Here is a 16176-nt window from a genome sequence, read left to right as displayed (position 1 = left end):
GGAAATTATTAGAAAGCCAATTAATTCATGTCAAACGGTTATCCTCTGTCTCGTTCAGTGTCTATTTAGTCAAAAAACTAAACCTGTCCTAAACGTCCAGGTAATACATATTGACCCGGCGATAACTAAACATGAAAGCAACATTTCAAAAGCCAGCCATTAACAAAAACAGCATAAAAACACGACCTTAATCACATTTGCAGTCATAAACATCGCTTGTTAAGGTGGCCTCAGATGAAATTAATGACGAGGCATAAAACATGAAAAAACTGAATGTTCTTCTTCTTTCTGCTCTGACCGTCCTGTCGGGTTCCGCACTGGCTATGGGCGGCACGATTGAGCAAGGTAAAAACTTTACTAACCTTAATCTGGAAATGGGTAAATCCTCATCCGGCGTGTACCTTGAAAGCAACTGGCTCAAAAACACCGACGACGGCACGCAAACAGGTGGCGTTGGCGCCGGTTACAACCTGGAAGTGGGCCCGGTGATGCTGAATGCCGGTGCTAAAGCAATCTACCTTGGCCCGAAAAAAGGCGATAACGGCGTGGCATTCCCTATCGGTGGCGGTATTAACGTTGCGCTGACGGACAGCATCCACGTGTTTGGCGAAGGGTATGCCGCACCAGAAGGTCTGAACAACAGCGTGAAAAACTACGTGGAAGCCAACGGCGGTGTGAGCTGGACGCCAATCACGCCTGTGACGCTGAAAGTGGGTTATCGTCACGTAAGCGTTGACGGCAAAGACGGTCGTCCTGGCCACACGCTGATCGACGGCGCATATGTAGGCGGTGGAGTCACCTTCTGATGAAACACCGCATTACCGCGCTTTGCGTTCTGAGCATCACGCTTATGCTCACCGGTTGCGTCCAGTATAAATGGGTGAAACCGGGAGTCAGTGACGCTGAGATGAATAAAAGGCTCACGGAATGCGAAGCACAGGCCCTGATTGATCTGCCCCCGGACAATGTTGTGACCGGTTCGAGCTCGGAAAAAATGGACAAATCGAAAAAGAAAAAGGATATTTCCACGAGCTACACGGTTGAAGACGCGAATGAATATCGCCGGGATACCTTAGTCGACAGCTGCATGTTCAAAAGCGGCTGGGACAAGATTGAAGTGCAATAACCCCAAAAAAAACCTGCCGAATGGCAGGTTTTTTATTCGCGGAGTTACTTACGCACCACCACCAGCTTCTGGTTCACAAACTCTTTGATCCCCAGGTCCGACAGTTCGCGTCCGTAACCGGATCGCTTCACGCCGCCAAACGGCAGCTCTGGCGCGGTATCGGTGAGCCAGTTGATATACACCATGCCGGTCTCAATACGCGACGCCATTTTCTTCGCCCGCTCGATATCCTTGCTGAACACCGCGCCGCCCAGACCATAGTGGGAATCGTTCGCCAGTGCGACCGCTTCGTCATCATTTTTCACCACATAGATCTGCGCCACCGGGCCGAAGAATTCCTCAAAGTAGGCCGAGTTGTCGCGCGAGATATGCGTCAGGATCGTCGGCTCAAAGAAGCACCCGTCACGCTGCACCGGTTTGCCACCGTAATGCAGCGTCGCGCCGTTTTTCACCGCCTCGTTGACCTGTCTGGTCAACGTGTCCAGCGCATCCTGAGAGGACAACGGCCCCAGGGTGGTGCTCTCGTCCAGCGGATCGCCAATCTTCACCTGCTTAAACGCCTCGGTGAATTTCGCGAGGAAGGCATCCGCAATCTTCTCATGCACGATGAAACGCTTCGCCGCCGTACAGACCTGGCCGGCGTTATTGAGTCGGGCATTCACGCCCGTCTTCACGGCCTTCTCCAGATCGGCATCATCCAGCACCACAAAGACGTCGTTACCGCCCAGCTCCAGGGTCGATTTTTTGATGTGCTTCGCCGCCTGCGCCGCGACCACGCTACCCGCTTTTTCGGAACCGGTCAGCGCGGCACCCTGTACACGATCGTCGGCGATGATGTTCGCCACCTGATCCGACGAAATAAACAGGTTGGTCCATGCCCCTTCCGGTGCACCGGCCTCACGCACCAGATGCGCAAACGTCTCTGCACAGTGCGGCACGATGCTGGCGTGTTTGGCGATCACCGGGTTACCGGCCGCCAGGTTCGGGGCGAGGACACGCATCAGCTGGTAATAAGGGAAGTTCCACGGCTCAACGGCCATCAGCACGCCAATAGGGTGGTGCTCGACCCACGCTTCCCCGAGTTCGGAGTCGTACTTCACCGGGGCGAGGAACCGTTGGGCATTATCCGCGTAGTAGCGGGCGATTTGCGCGCACAGTTTCACTTCACCGCGGCTCTGCTCAATGAGCTTACCCATCTCCTTGCTGGCAATTTTGGCCAGATCCTCCGTACGTTCGTCGATGAGGTCCGCAAGTTTACGCAGTACCGGCAGGCGCTGGTTAATGTCGCCTTTTGCCCAGTCCGAATGGTAAAGCGCATCGGCCGCCTTCAGCGCCGCTTCAACATCCGCGTCGGTATGGGAGGGATATTCTTTGATGAGCTGGTTTGTGGCAGGATTTACTGTCTGGTAAGCCATGTCGAATCTCCTTGTTTTACCGCTTAGGGTATTAAGGGTAGACAATATGACTGGCGATGGACGTAAAGTTGGGTATATCCGGAAGGTTCTTAGCGTGGTACTGCAACATGTCGCGCGGGCATGGTATAAAAAACGTTCCTGACAGGAGTCCCCCATGACCGAGACCCGACACATCCGCCAGACCTTTCATCGCGCCTGCGGCCACGAGCTGCGCAGCACGTGGCAGAGCACCCAGGCGTATAAACGTCATTGTCACCCACAGCTCTCTATTGGCGCGATCCTGGAAGGCCAGACGTGCTGCACAATCCATGACAGGGAGTATATCCTGACCCCTGGCGACATCATCGTCATCCCGGCGCATGCTCCCCACAGCTGCAACCCGGTGGCGGGGCAACCACGCAGCTACCATATGCTGTATATCGACACTGACCTTTCGCTGGCACTGCAGGTCATTCGCGATCAAGCGCTATTTAATCATTATCTTGACGTGGTTGAGAACATGACCGCGGCCTCCCTGAACGCACTGCTTTGCGCCCTTCCCCCCTCTACAGGCCGTACAGATAAGCCCCATTCATTGAGTCAGCAGGTGCAAGAGGCGTTTCTGTCGAACCTCACCGCTCCGCCTTCCCTTGACGACCTTGCCCGGCGATTTTCACTGCGCAAAGAGACATTAATCCGCACCTTTAAACAGGACACCGGCCTGACGCCAGGACGCTTTCTCAGCATCTCTCGCGTGGAATACGCCAAAGCGCGACTGCGTGCGGGGGATGATCTCGCCGATGTCGGTTACCAGAGCGGGTTTGCCGACCAGAGCCATTTCCATAAAACCTTCGTCAGCTACACGGCCGCCACGCCTCGCCAGTACGCGACGGGCCGATCAATATCAGACAATAATCAGGATACGTAACGCCGTAAGGTGATCTCCGTTTTTGCTCTGGAGGTCACGATGGAACTGTTCTTCCCTTCCGCTTTTCTCGCCCTGGCGCTGGCGCATTTTGTAGCCCTGTTAAGCCCCGGTCCGGATTTCTTTTTGCTGGTCGGTTACGCCGCGCGTTACCGGCTGCGCGGCAGTGCCGGGTTGTGCCTCGGTATCGCCGCGGGTAACGCGCTCTATATTGTGCTGGTGATTATCGGCTGGAGTGCCCTGCGCACGTTTTCGTGGCTGTTCACCCTTATCGAATTATCCGGCGCGCTCTACCTGCTCTGGATTGGATCGCGGCTGGCGCGCAGCCGCCCGCAGACGCTTGCGCTCAATGAGACTCATCAGCGGTGCCCCTCATTGCGTAAGCAAATCCTGCTGGGGCTCGGTTCGGCACTGTTAAACCCGAAGAATGCGCTTTTTTATCTGGCGCTCATGACGGCGCTGTTAGGGCCGGATGTCACGCTGCTTCAGCAGTCAACCTGCGGTGTCTGGATGGTAATGATGGTGCTGGTCTGGGATTTAGCACTGGTGTCGCTGATGGGCTTGCCCGTGGTTCAGCGGACGCTCAGCCGTGCACTCTGGCTGATTGAGCGAACCGCTGGCGTGGTGCTGATGGCGTTTGGTGGGTGGGTCGTGTGGCGTTTTTTGCATTTTCTTCCCGCCTCCCTCTATTCTTAAGCCATGGAAAAAATAGCTGAACTTAAACGCGCCAAGCTGCTGGCGCTGTCGCTGCTGCTGATTGCCGCCGCGGCGTTTATCACCACCCTGTTCCTGCCGCAAACCTTCTGGGTGCGCGGCGTAAAGGCCATTGCCGAGGCGGCGATGGTCGGCGCACTGGCGGACTGGTTTGCCGTCGTCGCGCTGTTTCGCCGGGTGCCCATTCCGTTTATCTCACGCCATACGGCGATCATTCCGCGCAACAAAGACCGCATTGGCGACAATCTGGGTCAGTTCGTGCAGGAAAAGTTTCTCGATACCCAGTCGCTGGTGGCATTGATCCGCCGCTATGAACCGGCACAGATGATTGGCACCTGGTTTAGCCAGCCCGACAACGCCCGGCGCGTCGGGCTGCATCTGATTCAGGTAATGAGCGGTTTTCTTGAACTGACCGACGACGGACGCATTCAGCGGCTGCTCAAACGGGCGGTGCACAAGGCCATCGACAAGGTCGACTTCACCGAAACCAGCGCGGTGATGCTGGAGAGCATGACCCGGAACAATCGCCATCAGGTGCTGCTGGACGCCATCATCAACCGCCTGATCGCGCTTATCCAGCGTGACAGCACGCGGGACTTTATCGCCGACCAGATTGTGCACTGGCTGAAGACCGAGCATCCGCGCAAGGCCATGGTGCTGCCTACCGAGTGGCTCGGCGATCAGAGTGCGGAGATGGTGTCGAATGCGGTGAATACGCTGCTGGATGATATCAGCCACGACCGCACGCACCAGATCCGCCAGGCGTTTGACCGCGCCACCCTGAAGTTTATCGACAACCTGAAAAACGATCCGGAAATGGCCGCCAAAGCCGATAACATCAAGCACTACCTGAAGAACGACGAGGCGTTTAACCGTTATCTGGGCGAGATGTGGGCCGACCTGCGTCAGTGGCTGAAAGCGGATATGCAAAGCGAGGACTCGCGCGTCAGGCAGCGCATCGCCAACGCCGGACTGTGGTTTGGTGAAACGCTGTCGAACGATGCCAGCCTGCAGGCATCGCTGAACGAGCATCTGGAGCAGGCGGCGCACCGCGTAGCACCGGATTTTGCCGCGTTCCTCACGCGGCATATCAGCGACACGGTCAAGAGCTGGGATGCCAAAGATATGTCGCGCCAGATTGAGCTTAACATCGGCAAAGACCTGCAGTTCATCCGTGTGAACGGCACGCTGGTGGGCGGGACCATTGGCCTGATCCTGTTTTTACTCTCGCAATTGCCTGCCGTGCTCGCGCATTAATTCGCCTCAGGCGGCGCGATCACATAGCGCGTAGGGGCAAAGCGATTGAGGATCAAATGCACCAGAAAGACCATTGTCAGGGTCGCCACCAGCGCAAAGGTCACCGAGGTTATGCGATAGAGATCGCTGAACACCAGGTCGCTGTCCGGGTGCATGTTCTGCCCGAACATAATGCCGATGGTGGTGATGCTGGAAAACCCGACCCCGGCGCCGACCTTCTCCATCACGTGCAGCCGCGCGCCAAATGCCAGCCCAAGGCCGATAAGCGGCATCATCAGCAGCATATGGCTGCTGTGATCGTAAAGGATAAGCTGGACGACCAGAATGTAGAGGCAGCCCAGCACCACGCCGACCACGCGCCAGAGGGAACTCATCACCGCGCCGCGATAATGCATGGGAAACAGAATCAATACCCCGGCCATCAGCGCGGAAAGTGAGTCGCTCAGGTCGCTTACCTGGAAGATGACGAAAATCAGGGTGGCAACGGTCCCGGAAAGCAGCGACTCGTGGCGCACACGGGCGTCATCTTTTTCAATCAGCGGCGGCGGCTTGCGCGGCTCTACATCCGGCAGCAGGTAATTCATCAGCGCGCTCAGGCACACCGCCATAACGCTCGCTTCGATATTGGAAAACAGCAACGTATGCCAGTCGGTGGTGGGATAGCTCATAAAGTTGAGCATCACGCTCTGGCAGACCACGCCCATCGAACCAAACAGAAACAGCGGTCCCTTACTCATAAAGCGAAAACGCATGACGTACAGGGCGAACACGACTAACGTCATGATCACCGGCCATTGCGACAGATAGCCGATGATAATGACCATTTCAACGCAGTTAAGCGAGGCGCTAAAGATAAATTGCTTCGCCACGTGGCGGTTAAAGACCGGTACCAGTGACAGCAGCATGATGGGGTAGACCACGAAAAACACGCCGTAGTGAGTGTTGTAAAAACTCGAAATGCTCAGCGCAATCATGCCGGCAAAGACGATGCGCAGGGTCTGGCGAAAGTCGTTTGCCGTATAGACGATGTTGCCGTGCGGGGTAAACACCCGCGCCAGAGTGTTAATAGACATAGTGCAGCAGGCTCACCAGGTGGATCTGCATCCCGGAGAAGAAGCGCGCAAACGGCCCTTCGCTGTTATAGAGCTGAACGGTGGCACGCGCACCGGTCGGAAGTTGCTTCGGCAGCGCCTCGTCCAGCGCCACGTGGATTCGCATACGCTGGGCATCACGAACCCACCGGTTGGAGGTTTCTGGCTCGGACAGCTCGCCGTTCACTGCTTCCTGTCCGGCGAGGATCCCCGCATCGCTGCTGGTCACATGCGCACGGAAGACGTGTCCCGGGAAGGCGTCAAACACCACGGCGGCATCGGTTCCCTGATGGGTATGGCGCAGGCTCTTCTCGCGGAAGTCGGCCACGATATCGGCCTGATTATTCACCAGCGCCAGCGCGGCCGAGCCGGAGGAGGCGTAATAGCCGGGGCTGAGCTGCAGGTTACTGACCGTGCCGTCCGCCTGGGCGTAAACCTTCGTCCAGCCAAGATTCAGTTCCGCTTCATCCAGCGCATTGCGGTATTTCTGCAGGGTGACGTTGCGGTGTTCTTCCCGCTCACCGCGCTGAATGCGCAGGTTACGGATGTTCGCCTGCAGCGAACTGACGGACTGCTCGCTGCTCTGCCAGGTGGTCCGGACTTTATCCAGATCCGCCTGCGACACGTTCTGCAGCGTGCTGAGTTTCTGATAACGATCGTAGGTCACCTTGTCGTTACGCGCGGTCAGCACGGCGGTTTTCAGGCTGGCCTGTGCGGCCGCGATCTGTGCATCCAGCTGTTCGTTAGAGAGACGCGCCTGCTCCAGCGCGATTTGCGCTGCTTCCACTTTATTGCGAAACGGCGTGTCATCCAGCTCAAACAGCAGGTCGCCTCGCTTCACCTGGCTGTTGTTGTGTACATGGACAGCCGCCACGTAGCCGGAGACGCGCGGAGAAACCGGTGTCACCACGCGCATGACGGTGGAGTCCGGCGTCAGCGGGATCCAGATGTCCGCGACGACAAAGTAGACAAACATCAGCAGGAAAGAGGCAATACTTACCCTTACCCAGCGGGCAAACTTTTGTTCAGGAGTCATTATTTTTCGGTCTTGTTATCTTCTTCGCGGATTTTCCGCAAATTGCAGGCGATTTGATTCAATGTGGCGCTGAAAATATCGAGATGTTCCGGCGCGATGTTTTGCGATACGCGCGCCTGAAATGTCTCGATCACTCGGGAGAGCGTCCTGAGTACGGCGTTCCCCTCCGACGTCAGCGTGAGTAGCCGGATACGCTTGTCATAAGGCGATACGGTGCGTAACAGGTAACCCTGTTTTTCCAGCTGTGTCAGCGTGCGCATCAGCGGCGGCAGTTCAATACCCTGCACCTCCGCCAGTTCACTCACCGAGACGTTATCCCCAAGCTGTTGAAGCTGCATCATCACCGTCCAGCTCGACTGGGTTAACCCGGTCTCGAGAATGGCGTCGTCAATCACGGCGCGCCACTGACGCACGATCATGGCCATCCGCATCCCCATCGGTCTGCGGCTAAACAGTTCTTCTTCACGCATGGGATATCCTCTCGTAACACGCGGTCAAGATAATAGTTACCAGGGTAAGTATCAAGAAACGAGAGACAAAAGAGCAGGAATTGCGAAAAACGAATGCCCTCTCCCGGTGGGAAAGGGCATCAGACCGCGGAGAATTTAGCGGCTAAAACGTTTTTTAATGGCAACGTTTCCCGACGCGGTGACCACCACGTCCCGATATCCCGCCACCCGCTGGATCCAGCCATTGCTGTCCAGGTACGCGAGGAGCGCCGCGCCCGCCTCGCCCCCCAGATGAAACCGCCGCTCGCTCCAGTCAAGACAGGCACAGCAGGCCTTACGGCGCGGATTGGCGCTTAATGAAATACCGAGCGTCAGGAACTGTTCGCGTCCATACACGGTCAGGGCTGACCCGTCCGTCTCCAGCCAGCCCTGCGCCTGCATAAAATCATAGATTTGAACGGCCACCGTCCCTGCCAGATGGTCGTAACAGGTGCGGGCTTCACGCAGGGCTTTCGGGGCGGTGGTTTCCGGCGGGGTGATGCGGCTCCACGACAGCCCCATCATCTGCTCGACCAGTTCCGCCACGTCGTGTCCTGCCAGGCGGTAATAGCGATGCCGCCCCTGTGACAGGCAGGTAATCAGCTTTCCGTCCAGCAGACGGGTCAGGTGCCCGCTGGCGGTGGAGGGGGCGACATCCGCCGCCGCGCTCAGCTCGGTGGCGGTCCACGCCCGGCCATCCATCAGCGCACAGAGCATTTTCACACGCGACGGATCCGCCATGGCGGCGGCCACTGCCGCCATGGCCTGCTCCAGCAGCGCGCTGTTGTCAGGGGGTAAACGGGTCTTAAGCATTGACTGCCCATGGTCTGGTGATCTCTGCCGCCAGCTTATCATTATCCGTCAGCAGAATGAGGTGATTCGCATGGTCGCTGTACTGGGTCAGTACAGACACACCGTGAGCCGCTAACGCCGCGGCAATCTCGCCCAGCTCACCGGGACGCGCCTGCTGCAGTTTTCTGATCAGCGGTTTACGGACTGATCGGACGTTAAACCCGCCCTCAAGCAGCACGCGACGGGCTTTTTCGCCCTCTTCCACCAGGAAATGGGCTTCGGTACCAAACACGCCGCCGCCCTCCAGCCCCACACCATTGCGCCCCAGCAGCTGGCCAAATCGCGCCAGTTCCCCTGGCGTAGCGTCGAAATTCACATGAACGTCATACATCCGCACGCCCTCCGGTTTCTGAGGCGTATTCCCGCACCACCTGCGCCACCCGAATGCGGTAGTAGGTAAAGATGGCCTCCCGCCCCTCCCTCTGCGCCGCCTGATGAAAGACGTTCTGCTTCCAGCGGCGGACCGCTTCTTCATCCCGCCACCAGGAGAGGGAGAGAATTTTGCCGTCGGTGGTCAGGCTCTGAAAACGCTCGATATCAATAAACCCGTCGATATCCGCCAGCAGGGGCTTGAGTTCGGCTGCGAGCTGCAGGTAACGCGCCTGGTGGGCAGGCGCGGCCTGGGCTTCGAAAAGGACTGCAATCATGGTTGTCTCTCCGTTGTGAGGGTGCGGAGAGCATGCAGGAAAGAAAATGCGGATGCTTCGGTGAAGGGCGAAGTATTGTCGCCCGCTTCCCGGGAGGGCGACAAACGGTTATCCCAGAATCGACTTCGGCTCCATAAACGCGCGGATCCCCCACTCGCCCATCTCACGCCCCACGCCGGAGTGCCTGAACCCGCCAAACGGCGCTTTAGGCTCATGGGCCAGCGTGTTCACCAGCACGCGGCCCGCGACAATCTGCTGCGCCACGCGACGCGCACGTTCGACATCCCTGCCCAGCACCATCGCACTCAGGCCATACTCGGTGTCGTTGGCAATGGCGACGGCTTCGGCCTCGTCCTGATAAGGGAGCACACACAGTACCGGGCCGAAGATCTCTTCCCGGGCAATCGCCATCTGGTTAGTGACGTCAGCAAACAGCGTCGGGCGCACAAACCAGCCGTCCTGCGTGCCTTCTGGACGCCCTTCCCCCCCCACCAGCAGGTTTGCCCCCTCGTCGAGGCCTTTACGGATATAGCCCTGCACCCGCAGCCACTGTTTTTCACTGACCATCGGGCCAATTTCTGTCGCGTTATCCCGCGGATCGCCAGATTTCACGGCCGCGACGGCCTGCGCCAGAGCAGTTTCGATTTCCGCCTTACGCGACTGCGGTACCAGAATGCGCGTTCCGGCCACGCACGCCTGCCCGCTGTTCATAAACCCGGCCTGCACCACCAGCGGGATAGCCTGCGCCAAATCGACATCATCGAGCAGGATCGTCGGCGATTTACCGCCTAACTCCAGCGTCACCCGCTTAACACTCTCCGCCGCGTTGCGCAGTATCGCTTTGCCGGTAACGGTCGAACCGGTAAACGAAATTTTCGCCACGTCCGGATGGCGGCTGAGGGTCTCACCGACCGTATCGCCCCGTCCGGTGACAATGTTAAACACGCCCGGCGGTAACCCGGCATCGCGCAGCGCCTCGGTGACAATGCGGGTTTGCAGCGCGCTCATCTCGCTCGGTTTAATCACCGCCGTGCAGCCCGCCGCGAGCGCAGCCGCCAGTTTGCCGCAGATAAACCCCGCGTCGCTGTTCCACGGGGTAATAAGCCCGGCGACACCAAGCGGCGTCATCTGCACCGTTGCCGCCCCCGCCGTGGTCACAAACTCAAAGGCTTCCAGCGCCTCGATGGCCTGGGCAATGACATCTGCCGGGTAGCGGGCCATCCACGCCGAGCGCGAGGCTGGCGCGCCGTACTCTTCAATCACCGCGTCCAGCAGCGCGTCATGACGGGCGGCAACGGCGGCATGCATGCGTTTCAGCGCGGCAATGCGTTCCTGTCGGGGGGTTTGCGACCATGCCGGAAATGCCGCTTTCGCGGCCGCGATGGCATGCTCAGCGTCTACCTCATCGGCCAGGCGAACCTGGCCAATCACCCGCGCCGTCGCCGGATTGTATAAATCAAAACGTTCGGTGCCGTGCGGGGTAACAAATTCGCCGTTGATAAAGATCTGTTCGATGTTGTGCATATAAACCTCCTCAGGCTGTATGGACACAGTCTGGCACGGCTTCTCCGTTGCGATAATCCACGCTATGCTGCAAGGGTTGTTTCGATTTTCAGGATAATCTATGCATCGTTCGGGTCTGACAGAGCTGGAAGTGGTCATGGCGGTGGTGCGGCGCGGCAGTTTTCGCGGTGCGGCACAGGAGCTGGGCATGTCCGCCACGGCGGTAAGTAACGCTATCGCCGGGCTGGAGAGCCGCCTGGAGACGCGCCTGTTTAACCGCACGACCCGCAGCGTGGCGCTTACCGACGCCGGGCAGCGCTACGTGGCGCGTATTGGCCCGGCCCTGCAGGCGATACGCCAGGCCAGCGAAGAGATCCACAGTGATACCGGCGAACCTGCCGGCACCCTGCGCTTAAACGTACCGAACCATATCGGTGCGCTCTTTCTGGATCAATTGCTGATCGACTTTATGATCCGCTACCCGAAAATGCGCGTCGAGACGCTAAGCGAAGCACGAATGATCGACATCGTCGCGGAAGGTTACGACGCCGGGATCCGTCTTGAAGAATCCGTGCCACAGGACATGATCGCCGTGCCGCTGACCGGTGAGATCCGCCAGCTTGTCACCGCCACGCCGGATTACTTTGCCCGCCACGGCACGCCGCACACGCCGGAGGATCTGCTCTTACATCAGGGGATCGGTATGCGCATGGCGCACGGTGGGATCTACCGCTGGGAGCTGGCGCGTCACGGGGAACAGTACGCTCTGGCGGTACCGCCGCGCTTTGCCACGTCCGATCTCTTCGCCTCGATCCGGGCCGTGAAGGCGGGATTAGGGATAGGGTTTTTACCGGAACTGTATATCCGGGAAGAGCTTGAAAGCGGGGAACTGGTGAGCGTGTTAAACGACTGGACGCAGCCGTTTGCCGGGCTGCGCTTGTACTATCCGGGGCATCGCCACGTCCCGCCAGGGTTACGGGCGCTGGTGGCGATGATCCGTGAGCGCGGGGTTATTCGAGGTTAGCTTTGTTCAGCCCGTAAGCCGCGTCCAGCGAGCCCGGCTCCATGCGGGACGTGATCCCCAGACGGTTCCAGGCGTTGATCGCCACAATGGCAAAGTTCAGCTCTGAAATCTCCACGTCCGAGAAGTGCTCCGCCACGCTGCGGTAGAGCGCATCGCTCACGCCATGCACGCTAATTTGCGTCAGCGCTTCGGCGAAGGCCAGCGCCGCTTTCTCACGGGCGCTGAACAGAGGGGACTCGCGCCATGCCGCCAGATGGTACAGGCGCAGCTCGCGTTCTCCGGCGATTTTGGCCTCTTTCGAGTGCATATCCAGGCAGAAGGTACAGCCGTTCAGCTGTGAGACACGAATGTCGATCAGGTGCTTCAGCGCCGGGTCGAGAGAGGTTTTCGCCACTTCCATGCTCAGGTTGGACAGCGCGTTGGCGAGGGCAGGTGTGATCTTATGGTGGTTGACGCGAGTGCTCATTGTCTTTCCTCTTTTTTGTGCGGCATATGTCATGCGATGAGGACAATCTACGCGGATAATGACATAGTAAAAAGATACAAAAACCGTCAAACGAGGTAGGACATGAAGCCGGGCTATCACGCTATTTATACCCGCTATCGCGACAACATCACGCGTGGCGTGCTAAAGCCTGGCGACAAAGTCCCCGCCATTCGCGTGCTGGCGGAAGAGCTGAAGGTGGCGCGCAAAACCGTTGAAACCGCTTACGCCATCCTGACGGGCGAAGGGTATCTGGTAAGCCAGGGGGCACGCGGCACGCGGGTCAATCCGGACCTGTTACTGCCCGCGCAGCACGCCCCTGCGGAGCAGACCACCGGCACGCTTCCAGCCTCGCTGATCGGCCAGCGCGAACGGGCAGGTTTTCTGCGCCCCGGCATTCCCTCCCTCGACAGCTTTCCCTATAAAAAATGGCTGCTGCTTTCAGGCCAGGCGACGCGCGCCATGCGCCAGGAAGAGATGCTGAATCCGCCCGTGCTGGGCTGGTATCCGCTGCGCCAGGCGATTGCCAGCTACCTTAATATTTCACGCGGGCTCGCCTGCACTGCCGAGCAGGTGCTGATCACCAGCGGCTACAGCGGTAGCCTGCGCCTGATCCTCGATACGCTGGCCAGCCGCAGCGACAAGGTGGTGTTTGAAGATCCGGGCTACTTTATGGGCCAGCAGTTGCTCAAGCGGATCGTGCCGCGCCTGCACACCGTGCCGGTCGATCGCGCCGGGATCGATACGGAATACCTGCTGCGCCACCATCGCGATGCCCGCTTCGCCATCGTCACCCCGTCGCACCAGAGCCCGCTGGCGGTCACCCTCTCTCTGCCGCGTAAACAACAGCTTCTCGACTGGGCGAGTCAGAACGAGGCCTGGATTATTGAGGATGACTACGACGGGGAATTTCACTACACCCGCAAGGTGCTGCCGTCGCTAAAAAGCCTCGACCGGCACGACCGGGTCATTTTTATGGGCACCTTCAGCAAAACCATTATGCCGTCGCTGCGCATGGGCTACGTGGTGATGCCCGCCAGCACCCTCGGGGCCTTTACCGACTGCGCGGACATCGTCACCAGCGGCCAGCCGGTGCTGACGCAAAAGATCCTCACCGCCTTTCTCAACGAAGGCCATTTTTTCCGACATCTTAAGAAGATGCGGGCCCTGTATCAGACCCGGCGGGAGTGGATGATTAAGGCTTTACAGGAGGTGTATGGCGACCTGTTTTTCACCGAGCAAAACGACGGTGGGATGCACATCGTGGCATTCCTTTCGAAGGGGAGTTGTGACCGGGAAATCGCGCACTGCTGGCAAGCGCAGCAGCTGCAGGTTAACGCGCTCTCGGAGTGGTATCGCGGCTCCGGCAAGCGTTACGGACTGGTGATGGGCTATAACAACGTGCGCACGTATCAGGAAGCGGTGGCACTACTTGAAAGGCCAAAACAAGAAACGCTGGAATTACTACTCTGAAATCAGATAGCTATCCACGCCATAAAAGAACGTGATAAAGATACAATCTTGAGCCTTTTTTATATTTCTAAGGAAAAGAAAATGAAAGCCATTCTGGGATTTGACTACTTATTAACGCCACGCGTGCTGGTCTTCTTCTACTGGATCGTCATGCTGGTGATTTTGATTGCCGGCGTGTATTCCATGTTTACCGACCATCTGATCACCGGATTTATCGGGATGATTTTCAGCCTGATCGGCTGTCGCGTGACGTTCGAACTGATCATGGTTGCGTTTAAGAATAACGAATATCTGCGCCGCATCGCTGAAAACACCGCGGTGAAATCAGTCGAATAATCTCTCCGTTGCGCCGGGTAGGGGTTTCTCCTTACCCGGCCAGCGCCGACCCTGCCCGCTTACACATCATAGCGCGACAACCCGACATCCTTGAGCTGCTCGTCACTCATCTTGCTCAGGATGCGACGGGTGCGGTGAATACGGTACCAGTTGCGTAGCGTTTTGCCGATCCAGACAAAAACAATAAACGGACGTTTTGAACGGTTCTCGTAAAATTCCATGATGCTCTCCTCACTGTGCCAGTAGCGTTATCATCGTGGAATTCAGGGCGTACAATACAGATTCAAAAACATCTTTTGTTTAACATACAGATCCGCTAAAACTGTATCTGCATGCCGTTTTTTGCGGCAATCTGTACTGGTTTTACAATCTGTATGGTGAAAACAAAGGATACAGCATGACGCGCTACCAACATCTCGCCAACCTTCTGGCGGAACGCATTCAACAAGGACTGTATCGCAGCGGTGAACGTCTGCCGTCGGTGCGCGCGCTGAGCCAGGAGCATGGCGTTAGCATCAGCACCATACAGCAGGCCTACCAGATCCTCGAAAATCTGCAGCTGATCACGCCTCAGCCACGCTCCGGCTATTTTGTCTCGCAACGTAAGGCCATGCCGCCCGTACCGGCAATGACGCGTCCGGTGCAGCGTCCGGTAGACGTCACCCAGTGGGATGAAGTGATGATGCTGCTGGATGCCCGTGCCGACAAAGAGATGATCTCCTTTGGCGGCGGCTCGCCGGACGTCAATCAACCGAGCCTGAAACCGCTGTGGCGCGAAATGAGCCGCATCGCGCAGCACAACCCGGGCGAGATGCTGAGCTATGACGTGCTCGACGGTCGGCTCGAGCTGCGCGAGCAGATCGCACGGCTGATGCTGGACGGCGGCTCTACCGTGGCCGCGAATGAGATTGTCATCACCAATGGCTGCCACGGCGCGCTGTCGATTGCCCTGCTCTCGATATGCAAACCGGGCGATATTGTGGCCGTGGAATCCCCGTCGTTTCACGGCACCATGCAGATGCTGCGCGGGTTCAACATCAAAGCCATCGAAATTCCCACCGATCCCGAAACCGGGATCAGCATTGAAGCGTTAGAGCTGGCGCTGGAGCAGTGGCCCATTAAAGCGGTGATCCTGGTGCCCAACTGCAATAACCCGCTGGGTTTTATCATGCCGGAAGCGCGGAAGAAGCAGGTGCTGGCTCTTGCCCAGCGGCACGATATCGTGATCGTGGAGGATGATATTTACGGCGAGCTGGCGGCGGAATACCCGCGCCCGCGCACCATTCACTCCATGGACATTGATGGCCGCGTACTCCTGTGCAGCTCGTTTACCAAGACCGTGGCACCGGGCCTGCGCGTCGGCTGGATTGTGCCGGGGCGCTATTACGACCGGGTGATGCACATGAAATACGCCGCAGGCGGCTTTAACGTGCCGGGAACGCAGATGGCGGTGGCGGCGTTTATTCGCGACGGCCATTATCATCGTCACGTTCGCCGTATGCGCCAGATTTATCAGCAGAATATGGAAACCTATACCTGCTGGGTGCGGCAGTACTTTCCGGCGGAGATCTGCGTGACGCGCCCGCAGGGCAGTTTTTTGCTGTGGGTGGAGTTACCGGAAAATGTCGACATGGTGTGCGTCAGCAAGCAGCTGTGCCGGCTGAAGATCCAGGCGGCAGCCGGGTCGCTGTTCTCTGCGTCCGGCAAGTACCGCAACTGCCTGCGGATCAACGTTGCGTTACCGCCAACGGAGAAGCATCGCGAGGCGCTGAAGAAGATGGGTGAGGCAATTGTGATTGCGATGGAGGAGTAGTGCGGCCTGATGC

19 protein-coding genes are annotated in these 16176 nt (G+C 58.0%); 9 read left to right on the top strand and 10 right to left on the bottom strand.

From position 1 onward, the window contains the following. Window positions 1-260: 260 nt before the first annotated feature. A complete protein-coding gene (locus tag BH714_RS17590; RefSeq protein WP_014168475.1) occupies window positions 261-806 on the top strand; it encodes a YfaZ family outer membrane protein in 546 nt (181 codons plus the stop codon). Beyond that, window positions 806-1126: a hypothetical protein gene (locus BH714_RS17585; RefSeq protein WP_040018552.1), complete on the top strand. Its 321-nt coding sequence runs from the start codon at window positions 806-808 to the stop codon at window positions 1124-1126. The genes BH714_RS17590 and BH714_RS17585 overlap by 1 nt, the downstream gene beginning before the upstream one ends. A gap of 44 nt (window positions 1127-1170) precedes the next feature. Here BH714_RS17585 and BH714_RS17580 read toward each other — a convergent pair whose 3' ends face one another. Further along, a complete protein-coding gene (locus tag BH714_RS17580) occupies window positions 1171-2541 on the bottom strand; it encodes an NAD-dependent succinate-semialdehyde dehydrogenase (protein ID WP_040018551.1) in 1371 nt (456 codons plus the stop codon). A 154-nt stretch (window positions 2542-2695) separates the two neighbouring features. Here BH714_RS17580 and BH714_RS17575 point away from each other — a divergent pair, with 154 nt between their 5' ends. From BH714_RS17575 to BH714_RS17565, 3 genes are read left to right on the top strand one after another with little or no spacing between them, the layout of a single operon-like run. Continuing rightward, window positions 2696-3448 (top strand): AraC family transcriptional regulator, encoded by a 753-nt coding sequence (locus BH714_RS17575; RefSeq protein ID WP_040018550.1) that lies wholly within the window; start codon window positions 2696-2698, stop codon window positions 3446-3448. Between the two features lie 39 nt (window positions 3449-3487). Beyond that, a complete protein-coding gene (locus tag BH714_RS17570) occupies window positions 3488-4141 on the top strand; it encodes a LysE family translocator (protein ID WP_040018549.1) in 654 nt (217 codons plus the stop codon). 3 nt (window positions 4142-4144) lie between these two features. Then, window positions 4145-5416, top strand: coding sequence for a DUF445 domain-containing protein (locus tag BH714_RS17565; RefSeq protein ID WP_014168469.1), 1272 nt, complete (start codon window positions 4145-4147; stop codon window positions 5414-5416). Here the strand turns inward: BH714_RS17565 and BH714_RS17560 are convergent. From BH714_RS17560 to BH714_RS17530, 7 genes are all read right to left on the bottom strand, one after another. Then, window positions 5413-6489 carry a DUF2955 domain-containing protein gene (locus tag BH714_RS17560; protein ID WP_040018548.1) on the bottom strand — a complete coding sequence of 359 codons (1077 nt, stop codon included), beginning with the start codon at window positions 6487-6489 and terminating at the stop codon, window positions 5413-5415. The genes BH714_RS17565 and BH714_RS17560 overlap by 4 nt on opposite strands. Next, window positions 6479-7546 (bottom strand): HlyD family secretion protein, encoded by a 1068-nt coding sequence (locus BH714_RS17555; RefSeq protein WP_086533213.1) that lies wholly within the window; start codon window positions 7544-7546, stop codon window positions 6479-6481. Before BH714_RS17555 ends, BH714_RS17560 begins: the two co-directional genes overlap by 11 nt. Continuing rightward, a complete protein-coding gene (locus BH714_RS17550; RefSeq protein WP_020885323.1) occupies window positions 7543-8013 on the bottom strand; it encodes a MarR family winged helix-turn-helix transcriptional regulator in 471 nt (156 codons plus the stop codon). Before BH714_RS17550 ends, BH714_RS17555 begins: the two co-directional genes overlap by 4 nt. Window positions 8014-8148: 135 nt before the next feature. Next, a complete protein-coding gene (locus BH714_RS17545) occupies window positions 8149-8844 on the bottom strand; it encodes an ArsR/SmtB family transcription factor (protein WP_040018547.1) in 696 nt (231 codons plus the stop codon). Next, complete coding sequence (locus tag BH714_RS17540) at window positions 8837-9214, bottom strand: hypothetical protein (RefSeq protein WP_040018545.1); 378 nt, start codon at window positions 9212-9214, stop codon at window positions 8837-8839. The genes BH714_RS17545 and BH714_RS17540 overlap by 8 nt, the downstream gene beginning before the upstream one ends. Beyond that, entirely contained in the window at window positions 9207-9530 is a 324-nt protein-coding gene (locus tag BH714_RS17535; protein ID WP_032681731.1) for an antibiotic biosynthesis monooxygenase family protein, read from the bottom strand. Before BH714_RS17535 ends, BH714_RS17540 begins: the two co-directional genes overlap by 8 nt. A gap of 108 nt (window positions 9531-9638) precedes the next feature. Continuing rightward, a complete protein-coding gene (locus BH714_RS17530; protein ID WP_040018543.1) occupies window positions 9639-11054 on the bottom strand; it encodes an aldehyde dehydrogenase family protein in 1416 nt (471 codons plus the stop codon). A gap of 100 nt (window positions 11055-11154) precedes the next feature. On the opposite strand from BH714_RS17530, the gene BH714_RS17525 reads away from it, so the two are divergent. Beyond that, window positions 11155-12057: a LysR family transcriptional regulator gene (locus BH714_RS17525; protein WP_020885327.1), complete on the top strand. Its 903-nt coding sequence runs from the start codon at window positions 11155-11157 to the stop codon at window positions 12055-12057. On the opposite strand, the gene BH714_RS17520 is transcribed toward BH714_RS17525, so the two are convergent. Then, window positions 12044-12523, bottom strand: coding sequence for a carboxymuconolactone decarboxylase family protein (locus tag BH714_RS17520; protein ID WP_020885328.1), 480 nt, complete (start codon window positions 12521-12523; stop codon window positions 12044-12046). The genes BH714_RS17525 and BH714_RS17520 overlap by 14 nt on opposite strands. A gap of 102 nt (window positions 12524-12625) precedes the next feature. Between BH714_RS17520 and pdxR the strand changes: the two genes are divergently transcribed. Together pdxR and BH714_RS17510 are read left to right on the top strand one after the other, a co-directional pair. Next, the gene (pdxR, locus tag BH714_RS17515; RefSeq protein WP_014168459.1) at window positions 12626-14014 is read left to right on the top strand and encodes a MocR-like pyridoxine biosynthesis transcription factor PdxR; all 1389 of its coding nucleotides are present in this window, start codon (window positions 12626-12628) and stop codon (window positions 14012-14014) included. A gap of 81 nt (window positions 14015-14095) precedes the next feature. Continuing rightward, entirely contained in the window at window positions 14096-14350 is a 255-nt protein-coding gene (locus tag BH714_RS17510) for a DUF4282 domain-containing protein (protein ID WP_020885330.1), read from the top strand. A 59-nt stretch (window positions 14351-14409) separates the two neighbouring features. Here the strand turns inward: BH714_RS17510 and BH714_RS17505 are convergent, their stop codons facing one another. Continuing rightward, window positions 14410-14571: a DUF1127 domain-containing protein gene (locus BH714_RS17505; protein ID WP_014168457.1), complete on the bottom strand. Its 162-nt coding sequence runs from the start codon at window positions 14569-14571 to the stop codon at window positions 14410-14412. Between the two features lie 176 nt (window positions 14572-14747). Here BH714_RS17505 and BH714_RS17500 point away from each other — a divergent pair, with 176 nt between their 5' ends. Beyond that, on the top strand, window positions 14748-16163 hold the full coding sequence (locus tag BH714_RS17500) for an aminotransferase-like domain-containing protein (RefSeq protein ID WP_014168456.1): 1416 nt from the start codon (window positions 14748-14750) through the stop codon (window positions 16161-16163). The last annotated feature ends 13 nt before the right edge of the window (window positions 16164-16176 follow it).

Origin of the sequence: Enterobacter ludwigii, assembly GCF_001750725.1 — a bacterium.
GTDB lineage: Bacteria > Pseudomonadota > Gammaproteobacteria > Enterobacterales > Enterobacteriaceae > Enterobacter > Enterobacter ludwigii.
This window is presented reverse-complemented; position numbering and strand designations above follow the sequence as displayed.

Coding starts and splice junctions, on each gene's coding strand:
- BH714_RS17590 (WP_014168475.1), top strand. CDS start 261: ATGAAAAAACTGAATGTTCTTCTTCTTTCTGCTCTGACCGTCCTGTCG.
- BH714_RS17585 (WP_040018552.1), top strand. CDS start 806: ATGAAACACCGCATTACCGCGCTTTGCGTTCTGAGCATCACGCTTATG.
- BH714_RS17580 (WP_040018551.1), bottom strand. CDS start 2,541: ATGGCTTACCAGACAGTAAATCCTGCCACAAACCAGCTCATCAAAGAA.
- BH714_RS17575 (WP_040018550.1), top strand. CDS start 2,696: ATGACCGAGACCCGACACATCCGCCAGACCTTTCATCGCGCCTGCGGC.
- BH714_RS17570 (WP_040018549.1), top strand. CDS start 3,488: ATGGAACTGTTCTTCCCTTCCGCTTTTCTCGCCCTGGCGCTGGCGCAT.
- BH714_RS17565 (WP_014168469.1), top strand. CDS start 4,145: ATGGAAAAAATAGCTGAACTTAAACGCGCCAAGCTGCTGGCGCTGTCG.
- BH714_RS17560 (WP_040018548.1), bottom strand. CDS start 6,489: ATGTCTATTAACACTCTGGCGCGGGTGTTTACCCCGCACGGCAACATC.
- BH714_RS17550 (WP_020885323.1), bottom strand. CDS start 8,013: ATGCGTGAAGAAGAACTGTTTAGCCGCAGACCGATGGGGATGCGGATG.
- BH714_RS17545 (WP_040018547.1), bottom strand. CDS start 8,844: ATGCTTAAGACCCGTTTACCCCCTGACAACAGCGCGCTGCTGGAGCAG.
- BH714_RS17540 (WP_040018545.1), bottom strand. CDS start 9,214: ATGTATGACGTTCATGTGAATTTCGACGCTACGCCAGGGGAACTGGCG.
- BH714_RS17535 (WP_032681731.1), bottom strand. CDS start 9,530: ATGATTGCAGTCCTTTTCGAAGCCCAGGCCGCGCCTGCCCACCAGGCG.
- BH714_RS17530 (WP_040018543.1), bottom strand. CDS start 11,054: ATGCACAACATCGAACAGATCTTTATCAACGGCGAATTTGTTACCCCG.
- BH714_RS17525 (WP_020885327.1), top strand. CDS start 11,155: ATGCATCGTTCGGGTCTGACAGAGCTGGAAGTGGTCATGGCGGTGGTG.
- BH714_RS17520 (WP_020885328.1), bottom strand. CDS start 12,523: ATGAGCACTCGCGTCAACCACCATAAGATCACACCTGCCCTCGCCAAC.
- pdxR (WP_014168459.1), top strand. CDS start 12,626: ATGAAGCCGGGCTATCACGCTATTTATACCCGCTATCGCGACAACATC.
- BH714_RS17510 (WP_020885330.1), top strand. CDS start 14,096: ATGAAAGCCATTCTGGGATTTGACTACTTATTAACGCCACGCGTGCTG.
- BH714_RS17505 (WP_014168457.1), bottom strand. CDS start 14,571: ATGGAATTTTACGAGAACCGTTCAAAACGTCCGTTTATTGTTTTTGTC.
- BH714_RS17500 (WP_014168456.1), top strand. CDS start 14,748: ATGACGCGCTACCAACATCTCGCCAACCTTCTGGCGGAACGCATTCAA.